The organism is Pseudomonas sp. P108, assembly GCF_032613195.1.
Taxonomy (GTDB): domain Bacteria; phylum Pseudomonadota; class Gammaproteobacteria; order Pseudomonadales; family Pseudomonadaceae; genus Aquipseudomonas.
Genome location: NZ_CP126691.1, coordinates 5878515 through 5900539 on the forward strand (window position 1 = coordinate 5878515; position 22025 = coordinate 5900539).

The 22025-nt window shown below is 60.0% G+C and carries 26 protein-coding genes; 13 read left to right on the top strand and 13 right to left on the bottom strand.

Annotated elements, in window-relative coordinates; all coding sequences use genetic code 11:
• The first annotated feature begins 202 nt into the window (after positions 1 to 202).
• The 5 genes from QOM10_RS25925 (at position 203) to QOM10_RS25945 (ending at position 6600) form a co-directional block, all read left to right on the top strand.
• The gene (locus QOM10_RS25925) at positions 203 to 1348 is read left to right on the top strand and encodes a Fic family protein (protein WP_150751762.1); all 1146 of its coding nucleotides are present in this window, start codon (positions 203 to 205) and stop codon (positions 1346 to 1348) included.
• Between the two features lie 112 nt (positions 1349 to 1460).
• Complete coding sequence (locus QOM10_RS25930; RefSeq protein WP_003228627.1) at positions 1461 to 1703, top strand: exodeoxyribonuclease VII small subunit; 243 nt, start codon at positions 1461 to 1463, stop codon at positions 1701 to 1703.
• Positions 1700 to 2587: a (2E,6E)-farnesyl diphosphate synthase gene (gene ispA, locus QOM10_RS25935; RefSeq protein WP_099757289.1), complete on the top strand. Its 888-nt coding sequence runs from the start codon at positions 1700 to 1702 to the stop codon at positions 2585 to 2587. The genes QOM10_RS25930 and ispA overlap by 4 nt, the downstream gene beginning before the upstream one ends.
• Positions 2588 to 2678: 91 nt before the next feature.
• Positions 2679 to 4577 carry a 1-deoxy-D-xylulose-5-phosphate synthase gene (gene dxs, locus QOM10_RS25940; RefSeq protein WP_150751763.1) on the top strand — a complete coding sequence of 633 codons (1899 nt, stop codon included), beginning with the start codon at positions 2679 to 2681 and terminating at the stop codon, positions 4575 to 4577.
• A gap of 139 nt (positions 4578 to 4716) precedes the next feature.
• Positions 4717 to 6600, top strand: coding sequence for a TonB-dependent receptor domain-containing protein (locus tag QOM10_RS25945; RefSeq protein WP_316917176.1), 1884 nt, complete (start codon positions 4717 to 4719; stop codon positions 6598 to 6600).
• Between the two features lie 110 nt (positions 6601 to 6710).
• Here QOM10_RS25945 and QOM10_RS25950 read toward each other — a convergent pair whose 3' ends face one another.
• The 12 genes from QOM10_RS25950 to nrdR all read right to left on the bottom strand — a co-directional run bounded on the left by QOM10_RS25950 (position 6711) and on the right by nrdR (position 15435).
• Positions 6711 to 7511: a cobalamin-binding protein gene (locus tag QOM10_RS25950; RefSeq protein WP_160041978.1), complete on the bottom strand. Its 801-nt coding sequence runs from the start codon at positions 7509 to 7511 to the stop codon at positions 6711 to 6713.
• The gene (locus tag QOM10_RS25955; RefSeq protein WP_122661425.1) at positions 7511 to 7930 is read right to left on the bottom strand and encodes an MFS transporter; all 420 of its coding nucleotides are present in this window, start codon (positions 7928 to 7930) and stop codon (positions 7511 to 7513) included. The genes QOM10_RS25950 and QOM10_RS25955 overlap by 1 nt, the downstream gene beginning before the upstream one ends.
• Complete coding sequence (gene ribA, locus QOM10_RS25960; RefSeq protein WP_016984117.1) at positions 7927 to 8544, bottom strand: GTP cyclohydrolase II; 618 nt, start codon at positions 8542 to 8544, stop codon at positions 7927 to 7929. The genes QOM10_RS25955 and ribA overlap by 4 nt, the downstream gene beginning before the upstream one ends.
• A 151-nt stretch (positions 8545 to 8695) precedes the next feature.
• A complete protein-coding gene (locus QOM10_RS25965; RefSeq protein ID WP_127929940.1) occupies positions 8696 to 9433 on the bottom strand; it encodes a substrate-binding periplasmic protein in 738 nt (245 codons plus the stop codon).
• A 37-nt stretch (positions 9434 to 9470) separates the two neighbouring features.
• Positions 9471 to 9974, bottom strand: a complete 504-nt coding sequence (locus QOM10_RS25970; protein WP_011336134.1) for a phosphatidylglycerophosphatase A — start codon at positions 9972 to 9974, stop codon at positions 9471 to 9473.
• Positions 9971 to 10936: a thiamine-phosphate kinase gene (gene thiL, locus QOM10_RS25975; RefSeq protein WP_316917177.1), complete on the bottom strand. Its 966-nt coding sequence runs from the start codon at positions 10934 to 10936 to the stop codon at positions 9971 to 9973. The genes QOM10_RS25970 and thiL overlap by 4 nt, the downstream gene beginning before the upstream one ends.
• A gap of 18 nt (positions 10937 to 10954) precedes the next feature.
• Entirely contained in the window at positions 10955 to 11455 is a 501-nt protein-coding gene (gene nusB / locus QOM10_RS25980) for a transcription antitermination factor NusB (protein WP_034153728.1), read from the bottom strand.
• The gene (gene ribE, locus QOM10_RS25985) at positions 11452 to 11928 is read right to left on the bottom strand and encodes a 6,7-dimethyl-8-ribityllumazine synthase (RefSeq protein WP_003228649.1); all 477 of its coding nucleotides are present in this window, start codon (positions 11926 to 11928) and stop codon (positions 11452 to 11454) included. The genes nusB and ribE overlap by 4 nt, the downstream gene beginning before the upstream one ends.
• A 91-nt stretch (positions 11929 to 12019) precedes the next feature.
• On the bottom strand, positions 12020 to 13111 hold the full coding sequence (gene ribBA / locus QOM10_RS25990) for a bifunctional 3,4-dihydroxy-2-butanone-4-phosphate synthase/GTP cyclohydrolase II (RefSeq protein ID WP_127929942.1): 1092 nt from the start codon (positions 13109 to 13111) through the stop codon (positions 12020 to 12022).
• 16 nt (positions 13112 to 13127) lie between these two features.
• Entirely contained in the window at positions 13128 to 13793 is a 666-nt protein-coding gene (locus QOM10_RS25995; protein ID WP_127929943.1) for a riboflavin synthase, read from the bottom strand.
• Positions 13794 to 13840: 47 nt separating this feature from the next.
• On the bottom strand, positions 13841 to 14974 hold the full coding sequence (ribD, locus tag QOM10_RS26000) for a bifunctional diaminohydroxyphosphoribosylaminopyrimidine deaminase/5-amino-6-(5-phosphoribosylamino)uracil reductase RibD (protein ID WP_127929944.1): 1134 nt from the start codon (positions 14972 to 14974) through the stop codon (positions 13841 to 13843).
• Positions 14971 to 15435 carry a transcriptional regulator NrdR gene (nrdR, locus tag QOM10_RS26005; RefSeq protein ID WP_007910946.1) on the bottom strand — a complete coding sequence of 155 codons (465 nt, stop codon included), beginning with the start codon at positions 15433 to 15435 and terminating at the stop codon, positions 14971 to 14973. The genes ribD and nrdR overlap by 4 nt, the downstream gene beginning before the upstream one ends.
• A gap of 128 nt (positions 15436 to 15563) precedes the next feature.
• On the opposite strand from nrdR, the gene QOM10_RS26010 reads away from it, so the two are divergent.
• From QOM10_RS26010 to trxA, 3 genes are all read left to right on the top strand, one after another.
• Positions 15564 to 16028, top strand: coding sequence for a YbaY family lipoprotein (locus QOM10_RS26010; RefSeq protein WP_127929945.1), 465 nt, complete (start codon positions 15564 to 15566; stop codon positions 16026 to 16028).
• On the top strand, positions 16025 to 16678 hold the full coding sequence (locus QOM10_RS26015; RefSeq protein WP_127929946.1) for a class I SAM-dependent methyltransferase: 654 nt from the start codon (positions 16025 to 16027) through the stop codon (positions 16676 to 16678). The genes QOM10_RS26010 and QOM10_RS26015 overlap by 4 nt, the downstream gene beginning before the upstream one ends.
• 183 nt (positions 16679 to 16861) lie before the next feature.
• Positions 16862 to 17734, top strand: coding sequence for a thioredoxin (gene trxA / locus QOM10_RS26020; protein ID WP_127929947.1), 873 nt, complete (start codon positions 16862 to 16864; stop codon positions 17732 to 17734).
• A 112-nt stretch (positions 17735 to 17846) separates the two neighbouring features.
• Here trxA and QOM10_RS26025 read toward each other — a convergent pair whose 3' ends face one another.
• Positions 17847 to 18203 (bottom strand): hypothetical protein, encoded by a 357-nt coding sequence (locus tag QOM10_RS26025; protein ID WP_102899850.1) that lies wholly within the window; start codon positions 18201 to 18203, stop codon positions 17847 to 17849.
• Between the two features lie 125 nt (positions 18204 to 18328).
• Here QOM10_RS26025 and QOM10_RS26030 point away from each other — a divergent pair, with 125 nt between their 5' ends.
• From QOM10_RS26030 to QOM10_RS26050, 5 genes are all read left to right on the top strand, one after another.
• Positions 18329 to 18910 carry a PAAR domain-containing protein gene (locus QOM10_RS26030; RefSeq protein ID WP_238704362.1) on the top strand — a complete coding sequence of 194 codons (582 nt, stop codon included), beginning with the start codon at positions 18329 to 18331 and terminating at the stop codon, positions 18908 to 18910.
• Entirely contained in the window at positions 18907 to 19854 is a 948-nt protein-coding gene (locus QOM10_RS26035; protein ID WP_102899849.1) for a CHAP domain-containing protein, read from the top strand. The genes QOM10_RS26030 and QOM10_RS26035 overlap by 4 nt, the downstream gene beginning before the upstream one ends.
• The gene (locus tag QOM10_RS26040; protein WP_150774596.1) at positions 19851 to 20417 is read left to right on the top strand and encodes a hypothetical protein; all 567 of its coding nucleotides are present in this window, start codon (positions 19851 to 19853) and stop codon (positions 20415 to 20417) included. Before QOM10_RS26035 ends, QOM10_RS26040 begins: the two co-directional genes overlap by 4 nt.
• A 158-nt stretch (positions 20418 to 20575) precedes the next feature.
• Positions 20576 to 21175 (top strand): DUF2796 domain-containing protein, encoded by a 600-nt coding sequence (locus tag QOM10_RS26045; RefSeq protein ID WP_127929949.1) that lies wholly within the window; start codon positions 20576 to 20578, stop codon positions 21173 to 21175.
• A gap of 139 nt (positions 21176 to 21314) precedes the next feature.
• Entirely contained in the window at positions 21315 to 22025 is a 711-nt protein-coding gene (locus tag QOM10_RS26050; protein WP_122599851.1) for an ABC transporter ATP-binding protein, read from the top strand.

A 22025-nucleotide genomic window follows, 5' to 3' on the forward strand; every position in this document is an offset into this window, starting at 1 on the left:
GTCTGAAAGACCCGTGACTATGGGGTCGTAGAAGGCGCGAAGATTAGCGATTCGGCGGTTTTTTAACAATCGGATACATGTGCTTTTGCTGTAGGAATCACGCCAATCCGGTGGACGCTGAGCCGAATAGCCGTCATATTCGGCTCACAAAATGAGCCGAATAGCTTTTCTATTCGGCTCACGGACTCAAGGCAGGCAACGAATGGCAACTCACTGGATCTGGCAGCAGCCCGATTGGCCCGACTTCAACTGGCAGGCAGAACGCCTGACACCGTTGTTGCGTGAGTGTGTGCAGGCGCAAGGTCAGTTGATGGGTATGGCGGGTTCGGTAGGTGACTCTTTGGGGGCTCAGGCCGAACTGGACGCCCTTTTGCAGAATATCGTGACGTCTTCGGCCATCGAAGGTGAGCAACTGAATGTCGGCTCCGTGCGGTCATCCTTGGCGCGACGTTTGGGCCTGGAGTTGATCGACGGCGATAAAGTCAGCCAACGCAGTGAAGGTCTGGCGCAACTCATGCTTGATGCCACCCGTCGATTTGTCGAACCGTTGACGCTGGAACGCTTGCTGGAATGGCACCAATGGCTGTTTCCCGATCAAGAGGCTGACCTTACTGCGCGCTCAATGCATGTGGGTGCGCTACGCGGTGACGAGCCAATGCAGGTGGTTTCGGGTCGCATTGATCGTCCAACGGTTCATTTCGAAGCCCCACCACGCCAAGGTCTTGAACAGCAGCTCGACCAGTTTCTCCAATGGTTCGAGGCCAGCCAGCATCAGACAGCACTGGACCCGATGCTTCGCGCGGGCATCGCCCACTTCTGGTTCGTCACCCTGCATCCGTTCGACGATGGTAACGGCCGTCTGACCCGCACCATCACTGATCTGGCGCTGGCACAGGGCGAAGCGCAAGCCATCCGTTTCTACGCCATATCGGCGAGCATTCTGGATGATCGTTCCGGCTACTACCGGATTCTGGAGTCCAGCCAGAAAGCCGCGCTGGATATCACCGAGTGGCTCTCTTGGTTCCTGCAAACCTTGCTACGCAGTCTGCAACAAGCCATCACCCGGATTGAAAGCGTGCTGGGCAAGACGCGTTTCTGGCAGGCACACCGCGAGTCCGAACTTTCGGCTGAGCAGGTCAAAGTGCTCAATCGCCTGCTCGATGGCGGCGAGCGGGGCTTTGAGCACGGCATCAGCGCCGGGCAATATCAAGCGGTGGCGAAAGTGTCGAAGGCCACGGCGACCCGACATCTTGTGGAGTTGCTGGAGAAAGGTTGCCTGCAACGCTTGCCGGGAGGTGGCCGTAGCACGCGCTACCAGATCAATTATCCGGACAGAGCAGCACGTTAAACCCAACCGCCACAGAGTTATTTTTGCCCTTGAGAGCCGGCCCGCTCATTTGCCCATAACCCCCCTATCTGCTAGTGTCGCGCCGGTTTAACGTCAACCGGAAATCGCCGCCATGGCCCGCAAAAAAGCTGCACTGGATTTCGAACAGTCCCTCGCCGACCTGCAAACACTGGTCGAGCGTCTGGAGAACGGTGAATTGTCGCTGGAAGACTCGCTGACCGCTTTCGAGCAGGGCATCGGTCTGACCCGTGACTGCCAGGCAGCGCTGGCGCAGGCCGAGCAGAAAGTGCAAGTGCTGCTGGAGCGCGATGGCGAACTCGCCGAGGAACCCTTCGACGCGGAACAGCCAGAATGATTGCGGCGTATACGGCGAGCAGCCAGACCCGGGTCAACGCAGCGCTGGAAACCCTGTTCAATGCGCCGCTGCCGGAGCTGGCGCGGCTTTACGAAGCCATGCGCTACAGCGTGATGAACGGAGGCAAACGCGTGCGCCCGCTGCTCGCCTACGCAGCGTGCGAGGCGCTCGGTGGCAAGGCTGAACAAGCCAACGGCGCGGCCTGCGCGGTTGAGCTGATCCACGCTTATTCGCTGGTTCACGATGATTTGCCGGCGATGGACGACGACGATTTGCGTCGCGGCCAGCCGACCACCCACAAGAAATTCGACGAAGCCTGCGCGATTCTTGCCGGTGATGGTTTGCAGAGCCTGGCTTTCAGTGCCCTGCTCGACCCGCGCCTGAGCGATTGCAGCAGTGACATCCGCCTGCAAATGGTCACCGCGCTGGCTAATGCCGCAGGCCCGGCAGGCATGGTCGGCGGTCAAGCCATCGACCTCGGCTCGGTCGGCCTCAAACTCGATCAGAAAGCCCTCGAACAGATGCACCGGCACAAGACCGGCGCACTGATCGAAGTCAGCGTCAAACTCGGTGCTCTGGCCAGCGGCCGTGCCGAGCAGGATGAACTCCGTGCCCTGCAGACTTATGCACAGGCCATCGGCCTGGCCTTTCAGGTGCAGGACGACATCCTCGACGTCGAAAGCGATACCGAAACCCTCGGTAAACGCCAGGGCGCCGACATTGCCCGCGACAAACCGACCTACCCGGCGCTGCTCGGTCTCGACGCTGCCAAGGCTTACGCGCTGGAACTGCGCGATCAGGCCCTGCACGCCCTGCGACCGTTTGACGCGGCGGCCGAGCCGTTGCGCGAGCTGGCCCGGTATATCGTCGAGCGGCGCAACTGACGGCGTATCCGCCAAAAAAGACCAACGCGTGGGCAGGGGGCGATGCATCAGGTAAACTGCGGCATCTTTTATACCTATAACGATTCGCCTGATGCCCACGACGTTTCATGAGATTCCCCGCAAGCGCCCGACCACGCCCCTGCTCGACCGCGCGAATACGCCGGACGGCCTGCGCCGGTTAGGCGAAGCCGAGCTGGAAACCCTGGCCGATGAGTTGCGCCTGGAATTGCTCTACACGGTCGGTCAGACCGGTGGGCATTTCGGTGCCGGCCTGGGCGTGATCGAGCTGACCATCGCGTTGCATTACGTCTTCGACACGCCGGACGACCGTCTGCTGTGGGACGTCGGGCATCAGGCGTATCCGCACAAAATCCTCACCGGTCGCCGCGAGCGCATGGGCACCCTGCGCCAGAAAGACGGCATCGCCGCTTTCCCGCGTCGCTCCGAGAGCGAGTACGACACCTTTGGCGTCGGCCACTCCAGCACGTCGATCAGCGCTGCGCTGGGTATGGCGATTGCCGCCCGCCTGCAGGACAGTGATCGCAAGGCGATTGCCGTGATCGGCGACGGCGCATTGACCGCCGGCATGGCTTTCGAAGCGCTGAACCACGCGCCGGAAGTGAACGCCAACATGCTGGTGATTCTCAACGACAACGACATGTCGATCTCGCGCAATGTCGGCGGTCTGTCGAACTATCTGGCGAAGATCCTTTCCAGCCGCACTTACGCGAGCATGCGCGAGGGCAGCAAGAAAGTCCTGTCGCGCCTGCCCGGCGCCTGGGAAATCGCCCGCCGCACCGAAGAATACGCCAAAGGCATGCTGGTCCCCGGCACGCTGTTCGAAGAGCTGGGCTGGAACTACATCGGCCCGATCGATGGCCACGACCTGCCAACGCTGATCGCCACGCTGCGCAACATGCGTGATTTGAAAGGCCCGCAGTTCCTGCACATCGTCACCAAGAAAGGCAAAGGCTTCGCCCCGGCGGAAGTCGACCCGATCGGTTACCACGCCATTACCAAGCTCGAACCACTGGACGCTCCGGCCGCCGCGCCGAAGCAGGCCAGCGGGCCGAAGTATTCGGCAGTGTTTGGCGAGTGGCTGTGCGACATGGCCGCCGCTGATCCACGTCTGGTCGGGATTACCCCGGCGATGAAGGAAGGCTCGGATCTGGTGGCGTTCAGCGAACGTTTTCCGTTGCGCTACTTCGACGTGGCGATTGCCGAGCAACACGCGGTAACGTTCGCTGCCGGCATGGCCTGTGAAGGCGCAAAACCGGTGGTGGCGATCTACTCGACGTTCCTCCAGCGTGGTTACGACCAACTGGTGCATGACGTCGCGGTGCAGAACCTCGACGTGCTGTTCGCCATCGACCGTGCAGGTTTAGTTGGCGAAGACGGACCGACCCACGCTGGCAGCTTCGATCTGTCGTACCTGCGCTGCATCCCGGGCATGGTCATCATGACCCCGAGCGATGAAAACGAACTGCGCAAGATGCTCACCACCGGCCACCTCTACAACGGCCCGGCGGCGGTGCGTTACCCGCGTGGCAATGGTCCGAATGCGACCATTGAGAAAGACCTTGAGCCGATCGAAATCGGCAAGGGCATCGTCCGTCGTCAGGGCAGCAAAGTCGCCTTGCTGGTGTTCGGTGTGCAACTGTCCGAAGCGCTGAAAGTCGCTGAAAAACTCGATGCCACCGTGGTCGACATGCGTTTCGTCAAACCGCTCGACGAAGAGCTGGTGCGCGAGATTGCCGACAGCCACGAATTGCTGGTGACCATCGAAGAGAACGCGATCATGGGCGGCGCCGGTGGCGCGGTCAGCGAGTTCCTCGCGCGCGAGAACATTCTCAAGTCGATGCTGCATCTGGGCTTGCCGGATATCTACGTTGAGCACGCCAAGCCTGCGCAAATGCTGGCCGAGTGCGGGCTGGATGAGGCCGGGATCGAAGCGTCGATTCGTGAGCGTCTGGCCTTACTCGACAAATAAACGCAATACCCTTGTGGGAGCGAGCCTGCTCGCGAATGCGGACTGTCAGTCAAATCAGGGCTGACTGATACACCGCATTCGCGAGCAGGCTCGCTCCCACATTTGATTTGTGCACATCTGAAATTCCCGATGGATTTCCATGAAACTCTCGCGCCTCGCCCTGCCCTTTCTTCTGCTGCCATCCACCAACGCTTTCGCCGATACCTTCGAGCGTGATCAGGCACTGAAACTGCCGGACACGCTGATCTCAGCCAACCGCCAGGTCGAAGCCCGAAACGACAGCAGCGCCGCCAACACGGTATTCACCCGCGAAGACATCGACCGCCTGCAACCGAGCGACGTGCCTGATCTGCTGCGGCGCGTACCCGGCGTGCAAGTGGCGCAGGCCGGCGGGCGCGGCAGCCTGCCGGGGATCTACATTCGCGGCACGCAGTCGGCGCAGAGTCTGGTGCTGGTCGATGGCCAGCGCATCGGCAGTTCAACGTCCGGCGACAGCAACCTGCAGCATCTGAATATCGAACAGATCGAGCGCGTGGAAGTACTGCGCGGTTCGCGTTCGGTGATTTACGGCAGCGATGCGATTGGCGGGGTGATTCAGATCTTCACCCGACGCGGCACTGAGCAGGGTTTGCAGCCCCGGATGCACGTCGGTTTCGGCAGCAACCAGACTTGGCAGCGCAGCCTCGGCTTGTCCGGCGGCGATGAGAAAACCCGTTTCAACCTCGGCGCCAGCCTGGATGAGACTGCCGGGATTGATCGCACCCATGAGTCGTATCCAAGCGATGGCGATCACGACGCCTACCGCAATAAATCCGTCAGCCTGAGCCTCAGCCATGCACTGACCGATGACATCGAAATCGGCACCAATCTGCTCGATAACCGTGGCAAGGGCGAGTTCGACAACCCGTTCGGCCGCTTCGATATGACCACGTTCGAGTCTGTGCAACAGCAGCCGTACAGCGATTTCAACGTCAGCAGTGTCAGCAGTTACGTCGATGCCCGGGTCAACGAAACCTGGAAAACCCGCGTCGAGTTCGGCCACACCGAGAATCGCGAGAAGACCCTCGACAAGCTCAGCGACGAACGCACGGTGTTCAACACCTACCGCGATTCGGTGAACTGGCAGAACGACCTGACACTGGACGCGCGCAACAGCCTGATCCTCGGCGGCGACTGGTACGAAGACCGGGTCAACAGCAGCACCGCATTCGACGAAGACAGCCGCTGGAACCGCGCCGCGTTTATCCAGCATCGTTATCAAGCCGACAGCTTCTCCACGGAGCTGGGCCTGCGCCATGACGACAATCAACAATTCGGCAGCCAGAACACCTGGAGCGGCACGTTTACCCTGCCACTGAACCCGGACAACGACTTGCTGTTGAGTTACAGCGAAGGTTTCCGCGCGCCGACCTTCAACGACCTGTACTACCCGGACTTCAGCAACCCGGATCTGAAACCGGAAACCTCGAAAAGCTACGAGCTGCAATGGCGCAGTCAGTTGACCGACAGCAGCCGTCTCGAGGCGTCGATTTACCGTACTGACCTGGAAGACGCGATCATCTTCGGCAGCAACTCACGTCCAGAGAACGTGGCTTCGGCACGAATCAATGGATTTGAAGCGGCACTGAAGCAGGAACTGTTCGACTGGCAGAGCAACCTTGGCGTTTCGATCATCGATCCGCGTGATCGTGATACCGGGCACACCTTGGCCCGACGTGCGCGGCGCACGTTGAGCTGGGATCTGGATCGACAGTTTGATCAAGTCAGCCTCGGCGCCAGTTGGCAGGCGGTCAGCAGCAGTTATGACGATAAGGACAATACGCAGGCGCTGGGCGGCTATGCGCTGTTCGGCTTACGCAGCGGCTGGGCGTTGAACCGCGAGATCAAGCTGGATCTGAAGGTCGATAACGTTTTCGACAAGGGCTACAGCCGGGCGAACTACAGCTATGACGGCAGCCAGTATGGCTATCGCGAAGAAGGTCGAGTGTGGATGTTTGGTGTCACCTGGACTCCCCAGCTTTGATTTGAATCTTCGGTGATTTCACAGGCCCCTTCGCGAGCAGGCTCGCTCCCACATTTGGAATGCAATCCCCCTGTGGGAGCGAGCCTGCTCGCGAAGTAGTCACCACGGTTTCAGTGGTCCGGCGCGATCAATTGGCAGAGTTTGGCGGTGGCGCTGATCATCTGGCCGCTTGGGCGCTCAAGGCCTTTGTCGGTGACCAGCAGTAATTTCCCCTGCGTCACCGCGGCGACCTGCGGCCACGCCTTCCACGCATTCAGCTGCGCCCGATCACTCGCCAGAATCACCTCAGGATCGCGCTGCAACACTGCCTCAATACTCACCTGCGGCGCCGGCAGACTCAGATCGCCGAACACATTGCCCGCCCCGCACACTTGCAGCGCATCGCTGATGATCTGCCCGCCACCGACGGTGTACAGCGGCTTGTCCCACACCTGATAAAACACCCGCAACGGCACGTCCCGGCGATAGCGCTGGCGCAGCTCTGCGAGTTGTTTGCGCAACTCCGAAGCCCGTTTCACCCCACGTTGAGGTCGCCCCAATTGCGCGGCAATGGCTTCTATCTGGGTAATGAGTTGCTCAAAGGAATGCGGTTCGGCGACGAAGGTCGGGATGCCCAAGCGCTTGAGCTGATCACGCTGCGCAGGGCCGACACTGCCGGGCCACAGCAACAATAAATCAGGCTGGAGGCTCAGCAATTGTTCCATGTCGAGTTGGCCATAGCGGCCGACAGAGGGGACGTTGGCAATTTCAGCAGGACGCTCCCCGGCATCCAGCACGCCGACCAGCAGGTCAGCCGAATCCAGTTCAACGACAATTTCAGACAGCGACGGCGCGAGGCTGACCACCCGCAGGTTCGCCAGCACAGGGCCACTGACGGCCAGCAGCAGAAGCGCCAGCCACAGACGACGCATCAGCCGAGTTGACGCGGGATACGGTAGAGATAAAACAGCACCGCCGTGGACAACGCCAGCAGCATCAACGGTACGGCTTCAAGACCGACAAACACCGCCAGCGCGCCGATCCACGCCGGCAAGGCTGCCGCGAGAAAAGCCGCACGACGACGGGCTGCGAGGGCAATCCACGCTGCAGGTTCATCCGGGGTATCGAGGGCTTTTTGCGTGGCGATCAGCGCATGTTTATAGCGACCGAAAAACTTCAGGCTGACAAACATCGACGCGACGCCGGCAATGAAAAACGGCATCGCCAGTACTGGCAGAATCCCTTCGCCCTGACCAAACAGCGCGTTGAGCACGAACAACGGCACTAGCGCCAGCGCGAGGTATTTCCACCAATCGACCGACAACCGGCGCCGCACCTGACCGCGAGTCACGCGCGATCAACCTCGCCCTGATGCTCATTGCCCATCATGTGGTCGAGCTTGCTGGCCTTGGTTGCCAGGTAGAGTTTGTTGTGCGGGTTGTGGCCGGTGTGCAACGGCACGCGCTCGGCGACGGTGATGCCCATGTCGGTCAAGGCTTTGACCTTGCGCGGGTTGTTGGTCATCAGACGCAGGGATTTCACGCCCAGATGTTCAAGCATCGGCAGGCACATTGCGTAGTCGCGCTGGTCAGCGGCAAAGCCCAGACGCTCGTTGGCTTCAACGGTGTCGGCACCGCCGTCCTGCAATTCGTAGGCACGGATCTTGTTCAGCAGACCAATTCCGCGACCTTCCTGACGCAGGTAAAGCAATACGCCACGGCCTTCACGGGCGATGGCTTTGAGCGCGCCTTCCAGTTGCGAGCCGCAGTCGCAGCGCTGGCTGAACAAGGCGTCGCCAGTCAGGCATTCGGAGTGCAAACGGCCGAGAACCGGGGCACCGTCGGCAATTTCACCCAGGCTCAGCACGACGTGCTCGCGGCCGGTGGCTTCATCGAGAAAACCGTGCATGGTGAATTGCGCAAAAGGCGTTGGCAGCTTGGAAGCGGCGACAAAGACGACAGGCACCGGTGTGCTCCTGATCTAAAGAGTCTGAAAATTCGCAGGCCGGCATTGTAACAGCAGGTTCCTACAGACGCTTAGGCTGAATTATCGGGCATAACGATCAAAAAGTTTGATAACTACTGAGTTGCCTCTATCCCCTGTGGGAGTTGTATGCTCAATTCGGGTTGAACGGATACGGCTGCTTCCACTTCTCGAAGATTGGCTTCAACTCGCCGCTCTTCACCAACTGCTCCATGCGCTGGTCATATAGCGCCATCAGCGCTCGCGCCTGCGGAGTGTCGGCAAAGCCGAGAAACAACGGCAGCTCGATCAGATGTGAATAGCGATACAGCGCCGGATCTGCTGCGGTTTTGAGCACGGCCTCGATCTCGGTCAACGCATCGATGTAGTAATCCGCCCGCCCCTGCTTGAGCATCGATAAAATGCCGGTGCGCCGTTGGATCTGGTTGTAACGCTTGATATTCGGCAGGTAGTTTTCGTAGCGATAACCGCGCACCCAGGCCAGACGATATTTGCCCAGCGTCGCCTGGGTCGGCGATGGATTGCTCGCCAGACCCAACGCGTAGATGTGGTCGGAATCGAAATTCCAGTGTGGATACAACACCTGCTCGGCTTCGTCGCGATAGGAACCGACCAGCGCGTCGACTTCCTTCAACTGCACCAGCCCGACCGAACGGGTGTATGGCACGCTGCGGATATCCAGCTTTACTCCGGCCGGTTCGAACACTTTGCGCAACACGTCCCAGCCAAGGCCATGGCCGTCGGCAGCGGTGTAGTCTTCCCAGTCTTCGCTGGCCAGATGGATGACCGCCGGCGTCGGCGCAGCTTCCTGCGCACCGGCCACGGTACTCAGCAAAGCCAAAACCACTAACGCCAACCAGCGTCGAGCCATCCCTAGTCCCCTCACTTGACCCTGATATCCCGTGGAATCAGGCGAAAACCCACACCAGACCCTGCATGGCCAGCCAGGCAAATACACCGGCCAGCACGTCGTCGAGCATGATGCCGACGCCGCCATGCACATGTCGGTCGATCCAGCGAATCGGCCACGGCTTGAGAATGTCGAAGAAACGGAATACGAGGAAACCCGCAAGCAACCAGTACCAGCCTTCCGGCACCAGCCACAGGGTGATCCACATCCCGACCATTTCGTCCCAGACGATGCCTTCGTGGTCGTGTACCCGTAGATCGTCGGCGACTTTGCCGCACAGCCAGAAGCCGAACAGCATGGTGATCCCGAGCATCAGCCAGTAACCCCAGTCGGGCAACATTTGCCACAACGGAATAAAGGGTAGCGCAACCAGCGAGCCCCACGTGCCCGGCGCCTTGGGCAAGGTGCCGGAACCGAAGCCGAACGCAAGAAAATGCCAGGGATTGCGCCAGACCGACGGCGGAACGAATTCGGCCGGAACCTGTTTCGGGTGATCTGTCACGGTGTCTCCTGAAAATGTTGATAGCCCCGGATTTGCGGGGTGATGTCGTGCCCTTCGCGATCCAGCAGAATCACGCCCTGACCTTCTGACACACGACCGATCACATGGATCGGCCAGCCATTGGCCAGCAGCGCCGGCAACTCGACGCACGGCAGGGTGAACGCCAGCACGTAATCATCGCCACCGCTTAGCGCTGCACGCTCGGCGCCACGCTGACCGAGAAACGCCACTAATGCATCCGACAGCGGTACGCGCTCGCGTTCAATCTCAAGCCGCACCTTCGACGCCAGTGCGATGTGGCCACAGTCGGCGAGCAGGCCATCGGAGATATCCAGCGCCGAGGTGGCTTTGCCGCGCAGGGCCTGACCGAGGGCGAGTTGCGGTTGCGGCGACCAGTAATGATCGAGCAGCGGTTGGGCGATGTGTGCTTCAGCCTCACGCTGACCGAGCACCAAAGGCAAGGCGCCGGCCGCATTGCCCAGCTCCCCGCCGACACATAACAAGTCACCCGGTTGTGCACCGCTGCGGGTCAGCGCCTGCTCCGCCGGCACTCGACCAAACACAGTTACCGTAAGACTCAACGGCCCGCGCGTGGTATCGCCGCCGACCAGCGCAACGCCGCAGCTCTGCGCCATGCGGTTCAAACCGCGGGCATAGGCTTGCAGCCAATCGGCGGTCACCGTCGGTACAGTCAGGGCAAGGGTAAAGGCAACGGGCGTGGCGCCCATGGCGGCCAGATCGCTGACCGCGACGGCCAGCGAGCGCTGACCGAGCAGAAACGGATCGCAGGGGTCGGCGAAATGCACACCGGCCACCAGCGTATCGGTGGAGATCGCCAACTGTTCCCCGAGGGGAACAGCGAGCAAGGCGCAATCGTCGCCGATCCCCAGAGCAACGCCTTCGCCGCCTTGCGCACAAGGCGCGGCGGCGAAAAAATTGCGGATCAGCTCGAATTCGCCCATTGAGGTTTCAAGCGCGTTTCAGCGCTTGAACGCCTTCACTTCAGCTTCACGCAGGCGCGGGGCCAGCTTGTCGAGCACGCCGTTGACGAACTTGTGACCGTCGGTGGAACCGTAGACTTTCGCCAGTTCGATCCCTTCGTTGATCACAACACGGTACGGCACGTCGACGCGCTTGAGCAGTTCCCAGGTCGACAGGCGCAGTACGCACAGTTCAACCGGGTCCAGCTCTTCGATGGTCAGGTCCAGGCACGGCGCCAACGCAGTGTCGATCTCGGTCAGACTGGCCGGAACACCATGCAGGATGTCGTGGAAGTAGCTGGCATCGGCGAAGGTGAAATCGTTGTCGACGCGAAACTGCGCTTCGATTTCGTTCAGCGAAGTACTGGCCATGTGGCGCTGGTACAACGCTTGAGTCGCCAGCTGACGGGCAGCGCGGCGCTTTTCACTTTTCGAAGGCTTGCCGGCGTCCGTTGGACGCGGTTCGCGCGGGTTGAAACGATCGCTTTCGTCGCTAATCACTTGGCCTCCAACTGTGCCAGCAGGCTGACCATTTCCAGAGCGGACAGGGCAGCTTCGGCACCTTTGTTACCGGCCTTGGTGCCGGAACGTTCGATGGCTTGCTCGATGGAATCAACGGTCAGGACGCCGAAGGCAACCGGTACGCCGAACTCCATGGACACCTGGGCCAGGCCCTTGGTGCACTCGCCTGCGACGTATTCGAAGTGCGGAGTACCGCCACGAATGACCGCGCCGAGGGCGATGATGGCTGCGAATTCACCTTTCTGGGCGACTTTCTGCGCAACCAGCGGGATTTCGAAGGCGCCAGGTGCGCGGATGATGGTGATGTCGCTTTCGCTCACGCCGTGGCGAACCAGGGCATCAACTGCACCGCTGACCAGGCTTTCAACCACGAAGCTGTTGAAGCGGCCCACTACCAAAGCGTAGCGGCCTTTAGGGGCGATGAAGGTACCTTCGATGGTCTTCAGGGTCATTCGTCAGTTCTCTTAAAGAGCCGGGACGCGTCTGCTACGCGTCCCTCAGTGATTTATTTGCCGCGAATCGGAGTCCGGAAACAACCGGTCATTATTCGGAGGGCACGTATTCTACAACTTCCAGATCGAAACCGGATATCGCATTAAATTTCATTGGCGCTGACATCAAGCGCATTTTGCGTACGCCGAGGTCACGCAGGATCTGCGAACCGGCACCGACGATGCTGTAGGTGGTCGGTTTTTTCGGCGTGGCCTGATCACCGGTTTCGCGGATGTGCGCGAGCAGCACGTCGCCATCGAGCGGATGACCGAGCAACAGCACCACACCGCTGCCTGCCTCGGCAACCGCAGCCATGGCGGCGCGCAGGCTCCAGCGGCCCGGTTGCTTGACCATCAGCAGGTCGCGCAGCGGGTCCATGTTGTGCACACGAACCAGTGTCGGTTCTTCAGCGCAAACAGTGCCCAGGGTCAGCGCCATGTGCACGTCGCCTTCCACGGAATCACGATAAGTCACCAGGTTGAATTGGCCCAGTTCGCTGTCCAGTGGCTGCTCGGCAATCCGCTGAACGGTACGTTCGTGGATCATCCGGTAGTGAATCAGGTCGGCAATGGTGCCGATCTTGATGTTGTGCTCAGCGGCGAAAGCTTCCAGTTCAGCGCGACGGGACATGGTGCCGTCGTCGTTCATCACTTCGCAGATCACCCCGCTCGGCTCGAAACCGGCCATGCGCGCCAGGTCGCAAGCGGCTTCGGTGTGGCCGGCGCGAGCGAGGGTGCCGCCGGCCTGTGCCATCAGCGGGAAAATGTGGCCCGGGCTGACGATATCTTCCGCCTTGGCGTCCTTGGCCGCAGCCGCTTGCACGGTGCGCGCACGGTCAGCGGCGGAGATGCCGGTGGTCACGCCTTCGGCGGCTTCGATCGACACGGTGAACTTGGTGCCGAAACCGGAACCGTTGCGCGGCGCCATCAACGGCAGCTTCAACAGTTCGCAGCGCTCGCGGCTCATCGGCATGCAGATCAGGCCACGGGCGTGCTTGGCCATGAAGTTGATGTGTTCGGCCTGGCAGCATTCGGCAGCCATGATCAGGTCGCCTTCGTTCTCGCGATCTTCGTCATCCATGAGGATGACCATCTTTCCTTGGCGGATGTCTTCAACCAGTTCTTCGATGCTATTGAGCGCCACAAGGCACCCCCTTCAGTCAGGATTTGAGGTAGCCGTTGGCGGCCAGAAAGCTTTCGGTGATCGTGCCGCCGGATGCCGACTCTGCGGCCTTGTCGCCCAAAAGCAGACGCTCCAGATAACGCGCCAGCAAGTCGACTTCCAGATTCACCCGACGACCTGGCTTGTACGACGCCATGATGGTTTCGCTCAGAGTGTGCGGAATGATCGTCAGCATGAACTCGGCGCCATCGACGGCGTTCACGGTCAGGCTGGTGCCGTCGACGGTGATCGAGCCTTTGTGGGCGATGTACTTGGCCAGCTCTTTCGGCGCGCGGATACGAAATTCCACGGCGCGGGCATTGTCACTGCGCGAGACGATTTCGCCGACACCGTCGACGTGACCGCTGACCAGATGCCCGCCGAGACGAGTGGTCGGGGTCAGAGCTTTTTCCAGATTGACCGGGCTGCCGCTTTTCAGGTCATTCATAGCGGTGCAGTCGAGGGTTTCGCGGCTGACGTCGGCCGCGAAGCCGTCGCCCGGCAGCTCAACGGCGGTCAGGCAAACGCCGTTGACCGCGATGCTGTCGCCGAGTTTGACGTCGCTCAGGTCGAGCTTGCCGGTGGCGACGTGGACCCGCACATCACCGCCCTTTGGGGTCAGTGCGCGGATACTGCCGATGGATTCGATGATGCCGGTAAACATGGGGTTCTCCTTGAGAACTAAGCCAGCGTAATAACGATGGCCGGGAATTATACGCTCGCCGCTTGAGCAGGGATGGCAGTGACTCGCCAGTCATCGCCTACCGCGCGAATTTCAGTGATTTTCAGCTCTGGCGCATCCTTCATATAAGCCAGCGGCCAGTCCAGCAACGGACGCGCCGTGGAGCCGAGGAACTTGCCGGCGATGAAGATCACGAACTCGTCGACCAGACCCAGCTGAGCAAAAGCGCCGGCCAGCCGTGGGCCAGCTTCGACGAGCACTTCGTTGGTACCACGGTTGGCCAGTTCGATCAGCAATTGATGCAGATCGACCTGACCGTCATCACCCGGCACGATCAGGCATTCAGGGCCGTGAGCGTATTGCTCTTCGATCGCGACACAGGTGGCGACCAACGCCGGGCCGGCCTTGAAGAACGGCGCATCGAGCGGCACCCGCAGGCGCCCGTCGATCAACACGCGCAGTGGCGGACGGCTCATGGCCAATGCGGTTTGTTCGGCATCCAGCCCCAACTCGTCGGCCCGCACAGTCAAACGTGCGCCATCTGCCAGCACGGTGTCGGCACCGGTCAGCACCACCGCGGCCTGAGCGCGCAACCGCTGGACCGCCGAACGCGCAGCCGGACCGGTGATCCATTGGCTTTCGCCGCTTTCCATCGCCGTGCGACCATCGAGGCTCATGGCCAACTTGACCCGCACGAACGGCAAGCCGTGTTCCATGCGCTTCAGAAAACCTTGATTGAGCTTGCGCGCTTCGGCTTCGAGCACACCGCTTTCAGTGGCGATGCCGGCATCGGCCAGACGCTGCAAACCACGCCCAGCCACTTGTGGATTCGGATCACGCATCGCTGCGACCACGCGGCCTACGCCAGCATTCACCAGCGCATCGGCGCATGGCGGTGTGCGGCCATGGTGGCTGCACGGTTCGAGGGTCACATAAGCGGTCGCGCCCCGGGCCAGCTCACCGGCGGTGCGCAGGGCATGGACTTCGGCGTGCGGTTCGCCGGCACGTTCATGCCAGCCTTCGCCGACAATCTGCCCGTCACGCACCACCACGCAGCCCACCCGAGGATTGGGGTGCGTGGTGTAGTGACCTTTACGCGCCAGTTCCAGCGCGCGCGCCATGAAGTGAGCGTCGAGGATGGCCTGCTCGGCGACGGTGGTCATTCTTTCACCGGTTCGCGGGCGAGGCGGTCGATTTCTTCGCGGAATTCGTTGAGGTCCTGGAAGCGCTTGTACACCGAAGCGAAACGGATGTAGGCGACTTCATCAAGCTTTTGCAGCTCGGCCATGACCAGTTCGCCGACCACAAGGGATTTGACCTCGCGTTCGCCGGTGGCGCGCAGCTTGTGCTTGATGTGAACCAGAGAGGATTCGAGGCGCTCGACGCTCACCGGACGTTTCTCCAGGGCGCGTTGCATGCCGGCGCGGAGTTTTTCTTCGTCGAACGGTTGGCGGCTGCCGTCGGTTTTGATCAGGCGCGGCAACACCAGTTCGGCCGTCTCGAACGTCGTGAAACGCTCGCCGCAGGCCAGGCATTCACGCCGGCGGCGCACCTGTTCGCCCTCGGCGACCAGACGCGAGTCGATGACCTTGGTGTCGTTGGCACCGCAGAAGGGACAGTGCATGGTGGCTGGCAACAAAAAAAGGGAGGGCCATGGTAGCGCATCCCGGTGGCAAGACAAGCCATAGGCTTTGCGGTATACAGAACGGCATGATCGTTTGATCCATGGATTTCATTTTGCTGGAGCATCCAATGCCGTTACGTCCGCTCGTTTTGCTCAGTCTTTTCAGCCTGCTGGTGGCCTGTGGCAGCGATGCACCCAAGCCCCAGCCGCCAACGCCGGGCCCTGCGCCGCAACAGGCGCAGAAAAAAGCCAAGGAAGCCGCTGACCTCGGCCCGCTGCCGGCCTATCAACGCGAACTGAGCGGCACCCTGCAAGGCGTGCCGGCCGGTGCCGAAGTCGAACTGGCGTTGCTGGTGATCGATGAAAAGGATCGCCCGCAACAATTGCTCGCCAGTTCCAGCCTGATCGGCAACAACCAGGTTCTGCCGTTCCGCCTGCGCTTCAACCCGGACGCCTTCCCGGCCGGCGCGCGGGTCGAGCTGCGCGGTCGCGCCAGCCAGTCCGGTCAGTTGATCCTGCATCTGCCGTCGCAAACTATCGGCCAGCCGACCACTCAGGCGTTGGGCCAACTGCAATTTGTCAAAGCACCATGAATGCACCGCTCGACCTGCAACAGGCGTTAGGTGAATTGCTCGGCGACGCCAGACTCAAGGTCTGTGCGTTGCCGGACACTGATTTACAGCTATGGCTGATCGATGGCGACAACATGGATCGCGAGTTCAGCCAGGAAGAAATTCAGCGAATTCTGCATGAGCCACCGTATTGGGGTTTCTGCTGGGCCAGTGGTCTGGCGGTGGCGCGGTATCTGGCCGAGTTCCCGGAGTGGGTGCGTGGCAAGCGCGTGCTGGATTTCGGTGCCGGTTCCGGGATTGCCGGGATCGCGGCAGTGAAGGCCGGAGCGCAGGAAGTCGTGGCGTGCGATCTCGATCCGCTGGCGATTTCCGCGTGCCGGGCGAATGCCACGCTGAATGGCGTAGAGATGAGTTACTCGACGGACTTCTTTGCCGAAGCCGATCGGTTTGATCTGATCCTGGTGGCGGATGTGTTGTATGACCGGGCGAATCTGCCGTTGCTCGATGCATTCTTGAGTCGTGGCCGTGAAGCGCTGGTGGCGGATTCGCGGGTTCGGGATTTTCGTCATCCGTTGTATGAGCGGATTGAAATGCTTGAGGCGATGACGTTGCCGGATCTGGCGGAGCCGGAAGAGTTCAGACATGTCAGCCTGTACCATGCGCGGCGCTAGCTAAAAGCTTCGCGAGCAGGCTCGCTCCCACATTGGATCTATGTCGTTCACAAATCCCCTGTGGGAGCGAGCCTGCTCGCGAAGGCGTCCGCCCATGCAACACACCTCTCAAAAGCTGACCGCTTCCGGCCACACCCCGCCAAGCCGTATAGTTGCCCCATCCACGCTTCTACGAGATCCCCCATGAGTCAGCAAACGCCGTACATCTTCGACGCCACGACGGCCGATTTCGACCAGTCGGTGATCGAGGCCTCTTTCAACAAACCGGTGCTGGTGGATTTCTGGGCCGAATGGTGTGCGCCGTGCAAGGCGCTGATGCCGATGCTGCAAGGGATTGCCGAGAGCTATCAGGGCGAGTTGCTGCTGGCCAAGGTCAACTGCGACATCGAGCAGGACATCGTCGCCCGCTTCGGCATTCGCAGCCTGCCGACCGTAGTGCTGTTCAAGGACGGTCAACCGGTCGACGGTTTTGCCGGTGCACAACCAGAGTCCGCCGTCCGCGCCCTGCTTGAGCCGCACGTGAAAATGCCACCGCCGGCCGCAGCCGATCCGTTCGAGCAGGCTCAGGCACTGTTCGATGACGGTCGATACGCCGATGCCGAAGCGGCGCTGGTGGTCATGCTCAATGAAGACAATACCAACGCCAAGGCGTTGATCCTCTACGCGCGCTGCCTGACTGAACGCGGCGAACTGGACGAAGCGCAAACCGTGCTGGATGCAGTCAAGAGCGACGAACACAAAGCCGCACTGGCCGGAGCCAAGGCGCAGATCAAGTTCCTCGGCCTGGCGCGTGACCTGCCGGATGCCGCCGACCTGAAAGCGCGTTTGGCGAAAGATCCGCAGGACGATGAAGCGGTGTATCAACTGGCGATTCAGCAACTGGCGCGCCAGCAATACGAGGCGGCGCTGGAGGCGCTGCTCAAGCTGTTCATCCGCAACCGCAGTTATGGCGAAGGTCTGCCGCACAAGACCTTGCTGCAGGTGTTCGAGCTGCTGGGCAACGATCATCCGCTGGTGACGGTGTACCGCCGCAAGATGTTTGCTGCGCTTTATTAAGATCAAAAGATCGCAGCCTTCGGCAGCTCCTACACGGGATTGTGTTCACCGCGCATTTTGCGGATGAACGCTGCATCTATAGGAGCTGCCGCTGGCTGCGATCTTTTGCGGTTCACTCGATCCAGCTGTAGAGCGGCGTATCCCCGCCGCTCACCACTTTCACGTCCGAACTGTGGCGCAGTCGTACCAGCAGGCGCTTGCCTGACACCGCGCTGCCGGTCAGGCCTTCCAGTTGCTCAAGCAGATCCGGCCCGCTGAGCTGGCCAGCCTTGCGCAGTAAATCCCTGGCGACCTGCCACAACGCATCGTCCTGATTTTGCGGTTTCGCCGCTGGCACCGCCACGGCCGCCGCTTGGGCTATCTGCGGCTGTGCGCCAAGGGCTGAGCCCAGCTTCGCCCAGTCGTTGTCATCCAGTTCCACCGTCAAATCCACCGGCACGTCGCCGACGGTTCCGCGTATCCGCAACATTGAGTTCGCCTCCGTACATTTCTGACCTGCATGCTCCCACGGTACATGTGTAACACCAAGTGTAGGCAGCTGGCAGTTCGAGAGTTATCAACTACATTTTTGTTTTTTCCATGGGAAGGATGCCCATGTCTTCAGGACGAAAGCTGGCGTCAAAAGGAGGCCCGACTTCGACGGGCGGCGTGATACTTGAGGGAAACGAAAACCTCAAGATTGAAGGAAAAATCATCGCTTCCATCGGGCAAATCGCCAGTTGTCCGGTTTGCGGTCCCGGCAAGGGACCGATCGTGGCAGTGGGTGAAAGAACACTGATATTGCCTGCAGGCCCTGCAGCGTTGGTAGATGACTATGTCGCCTGCGGCTGCCCGCCCATGTCCAACAAGCTGCTTCCCCAACAACACAGTGGTTTTGCCGGAACAGGCCGTCCTGTCCCCATCGACATGGGCTCACCAGTTGTCGCGATGACTTCGTACCGTTATCTGCAAGTGATCATTGAACGTTTGGACGACAGCGAAAAACCCGGACTGGCGTACAAACTCAAGGACAGAAAAAAGGTTGCCGTCTTGCAGGACAGCACCTGCAACGCCACGGGTGAAGGCTGCGAACACCCGGTTGAAAACCATGCGGATTACGACACTCTGTTGGTCGGTGAAGACTCGGAATGGACGTTTTACGCCTACGAAGAAACCCTTGATCAGGATATTTCATGAAATCGGAAATCAAACTGATCTTTAAAGACTTTCTGATGCAGCCACCCAAAGGAGTCAAGTTTCAGTTGCTGGTGGATGCGCTGGTCATTGATGACAACATTATTCAGAACGATGACAAACCCCGAATCTACTCACTCATCTCTGATAAGGAGCAAACCGCAATAACCTTGGGCACAAAGAAATTGCCGTCGATAAAAAACCGCCACAGCCACGAAGTTATTGTCCAGATCGTCGGTGCATCGGGAGCGACAAAGGCAATGCACACAGCCACATTGACCGAAGGAAAATCCTTGTCGATCGTCGCCGTCTCGCCATGGGTCAAAGTGCCCTTGTCCACCAGCGGTGCCGTTTCAAATGACACTTTTTACGAAGTGGAGTACGGGGTCAAACGCAGGAACGAGACCCGTACCGTCAAGGTAGTCATCCAGGACATGCCGCGCCGAATATTGATGGCGGCGCTGTCGTATCGTGGCTCCACCACATGGGCATATGGCAAGAGCAAAGAATCGTTGCCACACCCGACTATCAATAAAACGGTGACATTTGCAGCCGAAACCAACAAATGCAACCTCTTCGTCTATGACGTACTGACCTCGATCGGCATCAATGTCGCGTGGATTGAACACGGCAAGTCAAAATTTCTGCCAGGAATGATGAAGGTCAGTCCACCTGTGGCAGGTGAATGGGCTGACGATGAACGCCTTCTCGCCACCTGGAAAGTGGAGCGTTCACCTTTACCCGGCGATATCGGTGCGTATGCTGTCAATTATTCTAACGCCAGCGGTCATGTCGGTTTCGTGCTAACCCATGGGGTCTGTATTTCCGCTGGCCGAGAGAAAGTCGAAGTCAACGACGTAGGCTTTCGAAACGCCGCAGGCAATGCAATACGCGGTGACCATGACTTCACTATTTTTCGACGGTACAAACACAGCACGCCAAGATGAAACGACTTTTCTGGATACTTCCTGCAATCCCCCTTCTGCTGATCATGGGGTGGCGCTTCTGGTCGCCTGTCGATCTTTCTTCCTGTACAAACGATTCCGCGGCACCGGGACCACTTAGCGTATTCATTCGCAACTACTTCGAGAGCAACCTTCGTACAGACTGGCGGGATATGGATGATCGTTTCGATGTTCTCTCCACTCCCGAAGGCCAGAGTATTGCCAGCCAGCCACAGCCGTACGCCTGCGAAGCATTACATATCCTGCAAAGCCCGACTTTCAGTCAGAGCGAAAAGATCTACACCACCGTATTGATGTTCCAGTTGCCGATCAGTCAGTACATGGGCTTCATGGATCGTACCCATCAACTCTATGCAGAGGGCAAAATAGATCAGGAGGTCATGAAAGTGGTGATACGTCCACGCGGAACAGCCATCAATTACTGGTGGCTGCCAGCATGGCGCCAGCGCTTCACTCGCGATGCCCCGAGCGTACTTGAGGCAAATCTGATCAATTATGTGCTATCGGGCCATTACTGGTTCGACTATCCCGGCGCAGGCTTCTGACTCTAAAAGTGTGACCTCCAATCTAAGAACCGCCCCGGAATCTGCCTCGGGCGGTGCTCAGTCATGTCTTGCGCAAAGCGGAGCGCACGGGCAAACTCTGCGCACTTTCGTTATAAGATTACATAACAAACTCTTCACTTTACTTCCCGGAGACCGCCATGCGTCGTCTGCTGCTCGCTTTGCCGTTTGCCCTGTTGCCGCTGGCCATCGCCCACGCGGCTGATGAGCATGACCACGATCACGACCATGAACACGGCAGCCTCGGCGCGCATGAGCATGGCGTTGGTCGACTGAACGCGGCGCTGGATGGTCAGACCCTGGAGTTGGAGCTGGAAAGCCCGGCGATGAACCTCGTCGGTTTCGAACACGTCGCCACCAGCGATGCCGACAAGGCCAAAGTCGCTGCCGCCCGCGCACAATTGGAAAAACCGCTGACCCTGTTCAGCCTGCCGTCTGATGCCGGGTGCAAAGTGGTCAGTCAGGAACTGGAGAGCCCGCTGTTCGGTGACAAGCCGGATGCTGACGACCATGACGACGATGAAGCGGACAAGGACGGTCACGAGCATCACCACGACCACAGCGAAATCCATGCGCACTATCAGTTCAACTGCGCCACACCGGGCGCGCTGAAGACCCTGGATCTGGCGAACGTCTTCAAGACCTTCCCGGCGACGCAGAAAATTCAGGTACAACTGATCAGCGCCAGCGGCCAGCAAGGTACCGAAGTGACGGCCAAGGCTGCCGCGCTGAAATTCTGATCACTCCGTAAATCCCCTGTGGGAGCGAGCCTGCTCGCGAAAGCGGTGCATCAGTCGATATCGATGTCGACTGTCAGATTGCATTCGCGAGCAGGCTCGCTCCCACAAGGGTTCAGTGTCCAACCATGAAACTGGTGCCATGACCCAAGCACTCATCGAACTGTCCGACCTGGGCTTCAACTGGCCCGGTCATCCGCCGTTGCTGGACATCCCGGCGTTTCGTCTGGAAGCCGGCGAAACCCTGTTCCTCAAAGGCCCCAGCGGCAGCGGCAAGACCACCCTGCTCGGTCTGCTCGGCGGCGTGCAGAAACCCGGTCGCGGCAGCATTCGCCTGCTCGGCCAGGAGCTGACCGAACTCTCCGCCGGCGCTCGCGACACCTTCCGCGTCGATCACACCGGCTACATTTTCCAGCAGTTCAACTTGCTGCCGTTTCTTTCGGTCCGCGAGAACGTTGAGCTGCCGTGTCACTTCTCAAAAATGCGCGCACAAAGGGCGAAACAGCGCCACGGCAGTGTCGATCAAGCGGCAGCGACCTTGCTCGCCCACTTGGGTTTGAAGGATGAAAGCATCCTAAGCCGTCGCGCCGACTCGCTGTCGATCGGCCAACAGCAACGGGTTGCCGCCGCACGCGCATTGATCGGCCAGCCTGAGCTGGTGATCGCCGACGAACCAACCTCGGCACTGGATTACGACGCCCGGGAAAACTTCATTCGCCTGCTGTTCGCCGAATGCCGCGAGGCCGGCTCCAGTCTGCTGTTTGTCAGCCACGACCAGAGCCTGGCGCCGCTGTTCGACCGTCATCTGTCCCTGGCCGAACTCAATCGCGCCGCCACGTCTGCCGAGGTCTGA

What these genes read in the sequence shown, in the direction of transcription:
- QOM10_RS25925 (WP_150751762.1), top strand. Translation starts at nt 203, where the DNA reads ATGGCAACTCACTGGATCTGGCAGCAGCCCGATTGGCCCGACTTCAAC.
- QOM10_RS25930 (WP_003228627.1), top strand. Translation starts at nt 1,461, where the DNA reads ATGGCCCGCAAAAAAGCTGCACTGGATTTCGAACAGTCCCTCGCCGAC.
- ispA (WP_099757289.1), top strand. Translation starts at nt 1,700, where the DNA reads ATGATTGCGGCGTATACGGCGAGCAGCCAGACCCGGGTCAACGCAGCG.
- dxs (WP_150751763.1), top strand. Translation starts at nt 2,679, where the DNA reads ATGCCCACGACGTTTCATGAGATTCCCCGCAAGCGCCCGACCACGCCC.
- QOM10_RS25945 (WP_316917176.1), top strand. Translation starts at nt 4,717, where the DNA reads ATGAAACTCTCGCGCCTCGCCCTGCCCTTTCTTCTGCTGCCATCCACC.
- QOM10_RS25950 (WP_160041978.1), bottom strand. Translation starts at nt 7,511, where the DNA reads ATGCGTCGTCTGTGGCTGGCGCTTCTGCTGCTGGCCGTCAGTGGCCCT.
- QOM10_RS25965 (WP_127929940.1), bottom strand. Translation starts at nt 9,433, where the DNA reads ATGGCTCGACGCTGGTTGGCGTTAGTGGTTTTGGCTTTGCTGAGTACC.
- thiL (WP_316917177.1), bottom strand. Translation starts at nt 10,936, where the DNA reads ATGGGCGAATTCGAGCTGATCCGCAATTTTTTCGCCGCCGCGCCTTGT.
- ribE (WP_003228649.1), bottom strand. Translation starts at nt 11,928, where the DNA reads ATGACCCTGAAGACCATCGAAGGTACCTTCATCGCCCCTAAAGGCCGC.
- QOM10_RS25995 (WP_127929943.1), bottom strand. Translation starts at nt 13,793, where the DNA reads ATGTTTACCGGCATCATCGAATCCATCGGCAGTATCCGCGCACTGACC.
- ribD (WP_127929944.1), bottom strand. Translation starts at nt 14,974, where the DNA reads ATGACCACCGTCGCCGAGCAGGCCATCCTCGACGCTCACTTCATGGCG.
- nrdR (WP_007910946.1), bottom strand. Translation starts at nt 15,435, where the DNA reads ATGCACTGTCCCTTCTGCGGTGCCAACGACACCAAGGTCATCGACTCG.
- QOM10_RS26010 (WP_127929945.1), top strand. Translation starts at nt 15,564, where the DNA reads ATGCCGTTACGTCCGCTCGTTTTGCTCAGTCTTTTCAGCCTGCTGGTG.
- QOM10_RS26015 (WP_127929946.1), top strand. Translation starts at nt 16,025, where the DNA reads ATGAATGCACCGCTCGACCTGCAACAGGCGTTAGGTGAATTGCTCGGC.
- trxA (WP_127929947.1), top strand. Translation starts at nt 16,862, where the DNA reads ATGAGTCAGCAAACGCCGTACATCTTCGACGCCACGACGGCCGATTTC.
- QOM10_RS26025 (WP_102899850.1), bottom strand. Translation starts at nt 18,203, where the DNA reads ATGTTGCGGATACGCGGAACCGTCGGCGACGTGCCGGTGGATTTGACG.
- QOM10_RS26030 (WP_238704362.1), top strand. Translation starts at nt 18,329, where the DNA reads ATGTCTTCAGGACGAAAGCTGGCGTCAAAAGGAGGCCCGACTTCGACG.
- QOM10_RS26035 (WP_102899849.1), top strand. Translation starts at nt 18,907, where the DNA reads ATGAAATCGGAAATCAAACTGATCTTTAAAGACTTTCTGATGCAGCCA.
- QOM10_RS26040 (WP_150774596.1), top strand. Translation starts at nt 19,851, where the DNA reads ATGAAACGACTTTTCTGGATACTTCCTGCAATCCCCCTTCTGCTGATC.
- QOM10_RS26045 (WP_127929949.1), top strand. Translation starts at nt 20,576, where the DNA reads ATGCGTCGTCTGCTGCTCGCTTTGCCGTTTGCCCTGTTGCCGCTGGCC.
- QOM10_RS26050 (WP_122599851.1), top strand. Translation starts at nt 21,315, where the DNA reads ATGACCCAAGCACTCATCGAACTGTCCGACCTGGGCTTCAACTGGCCC.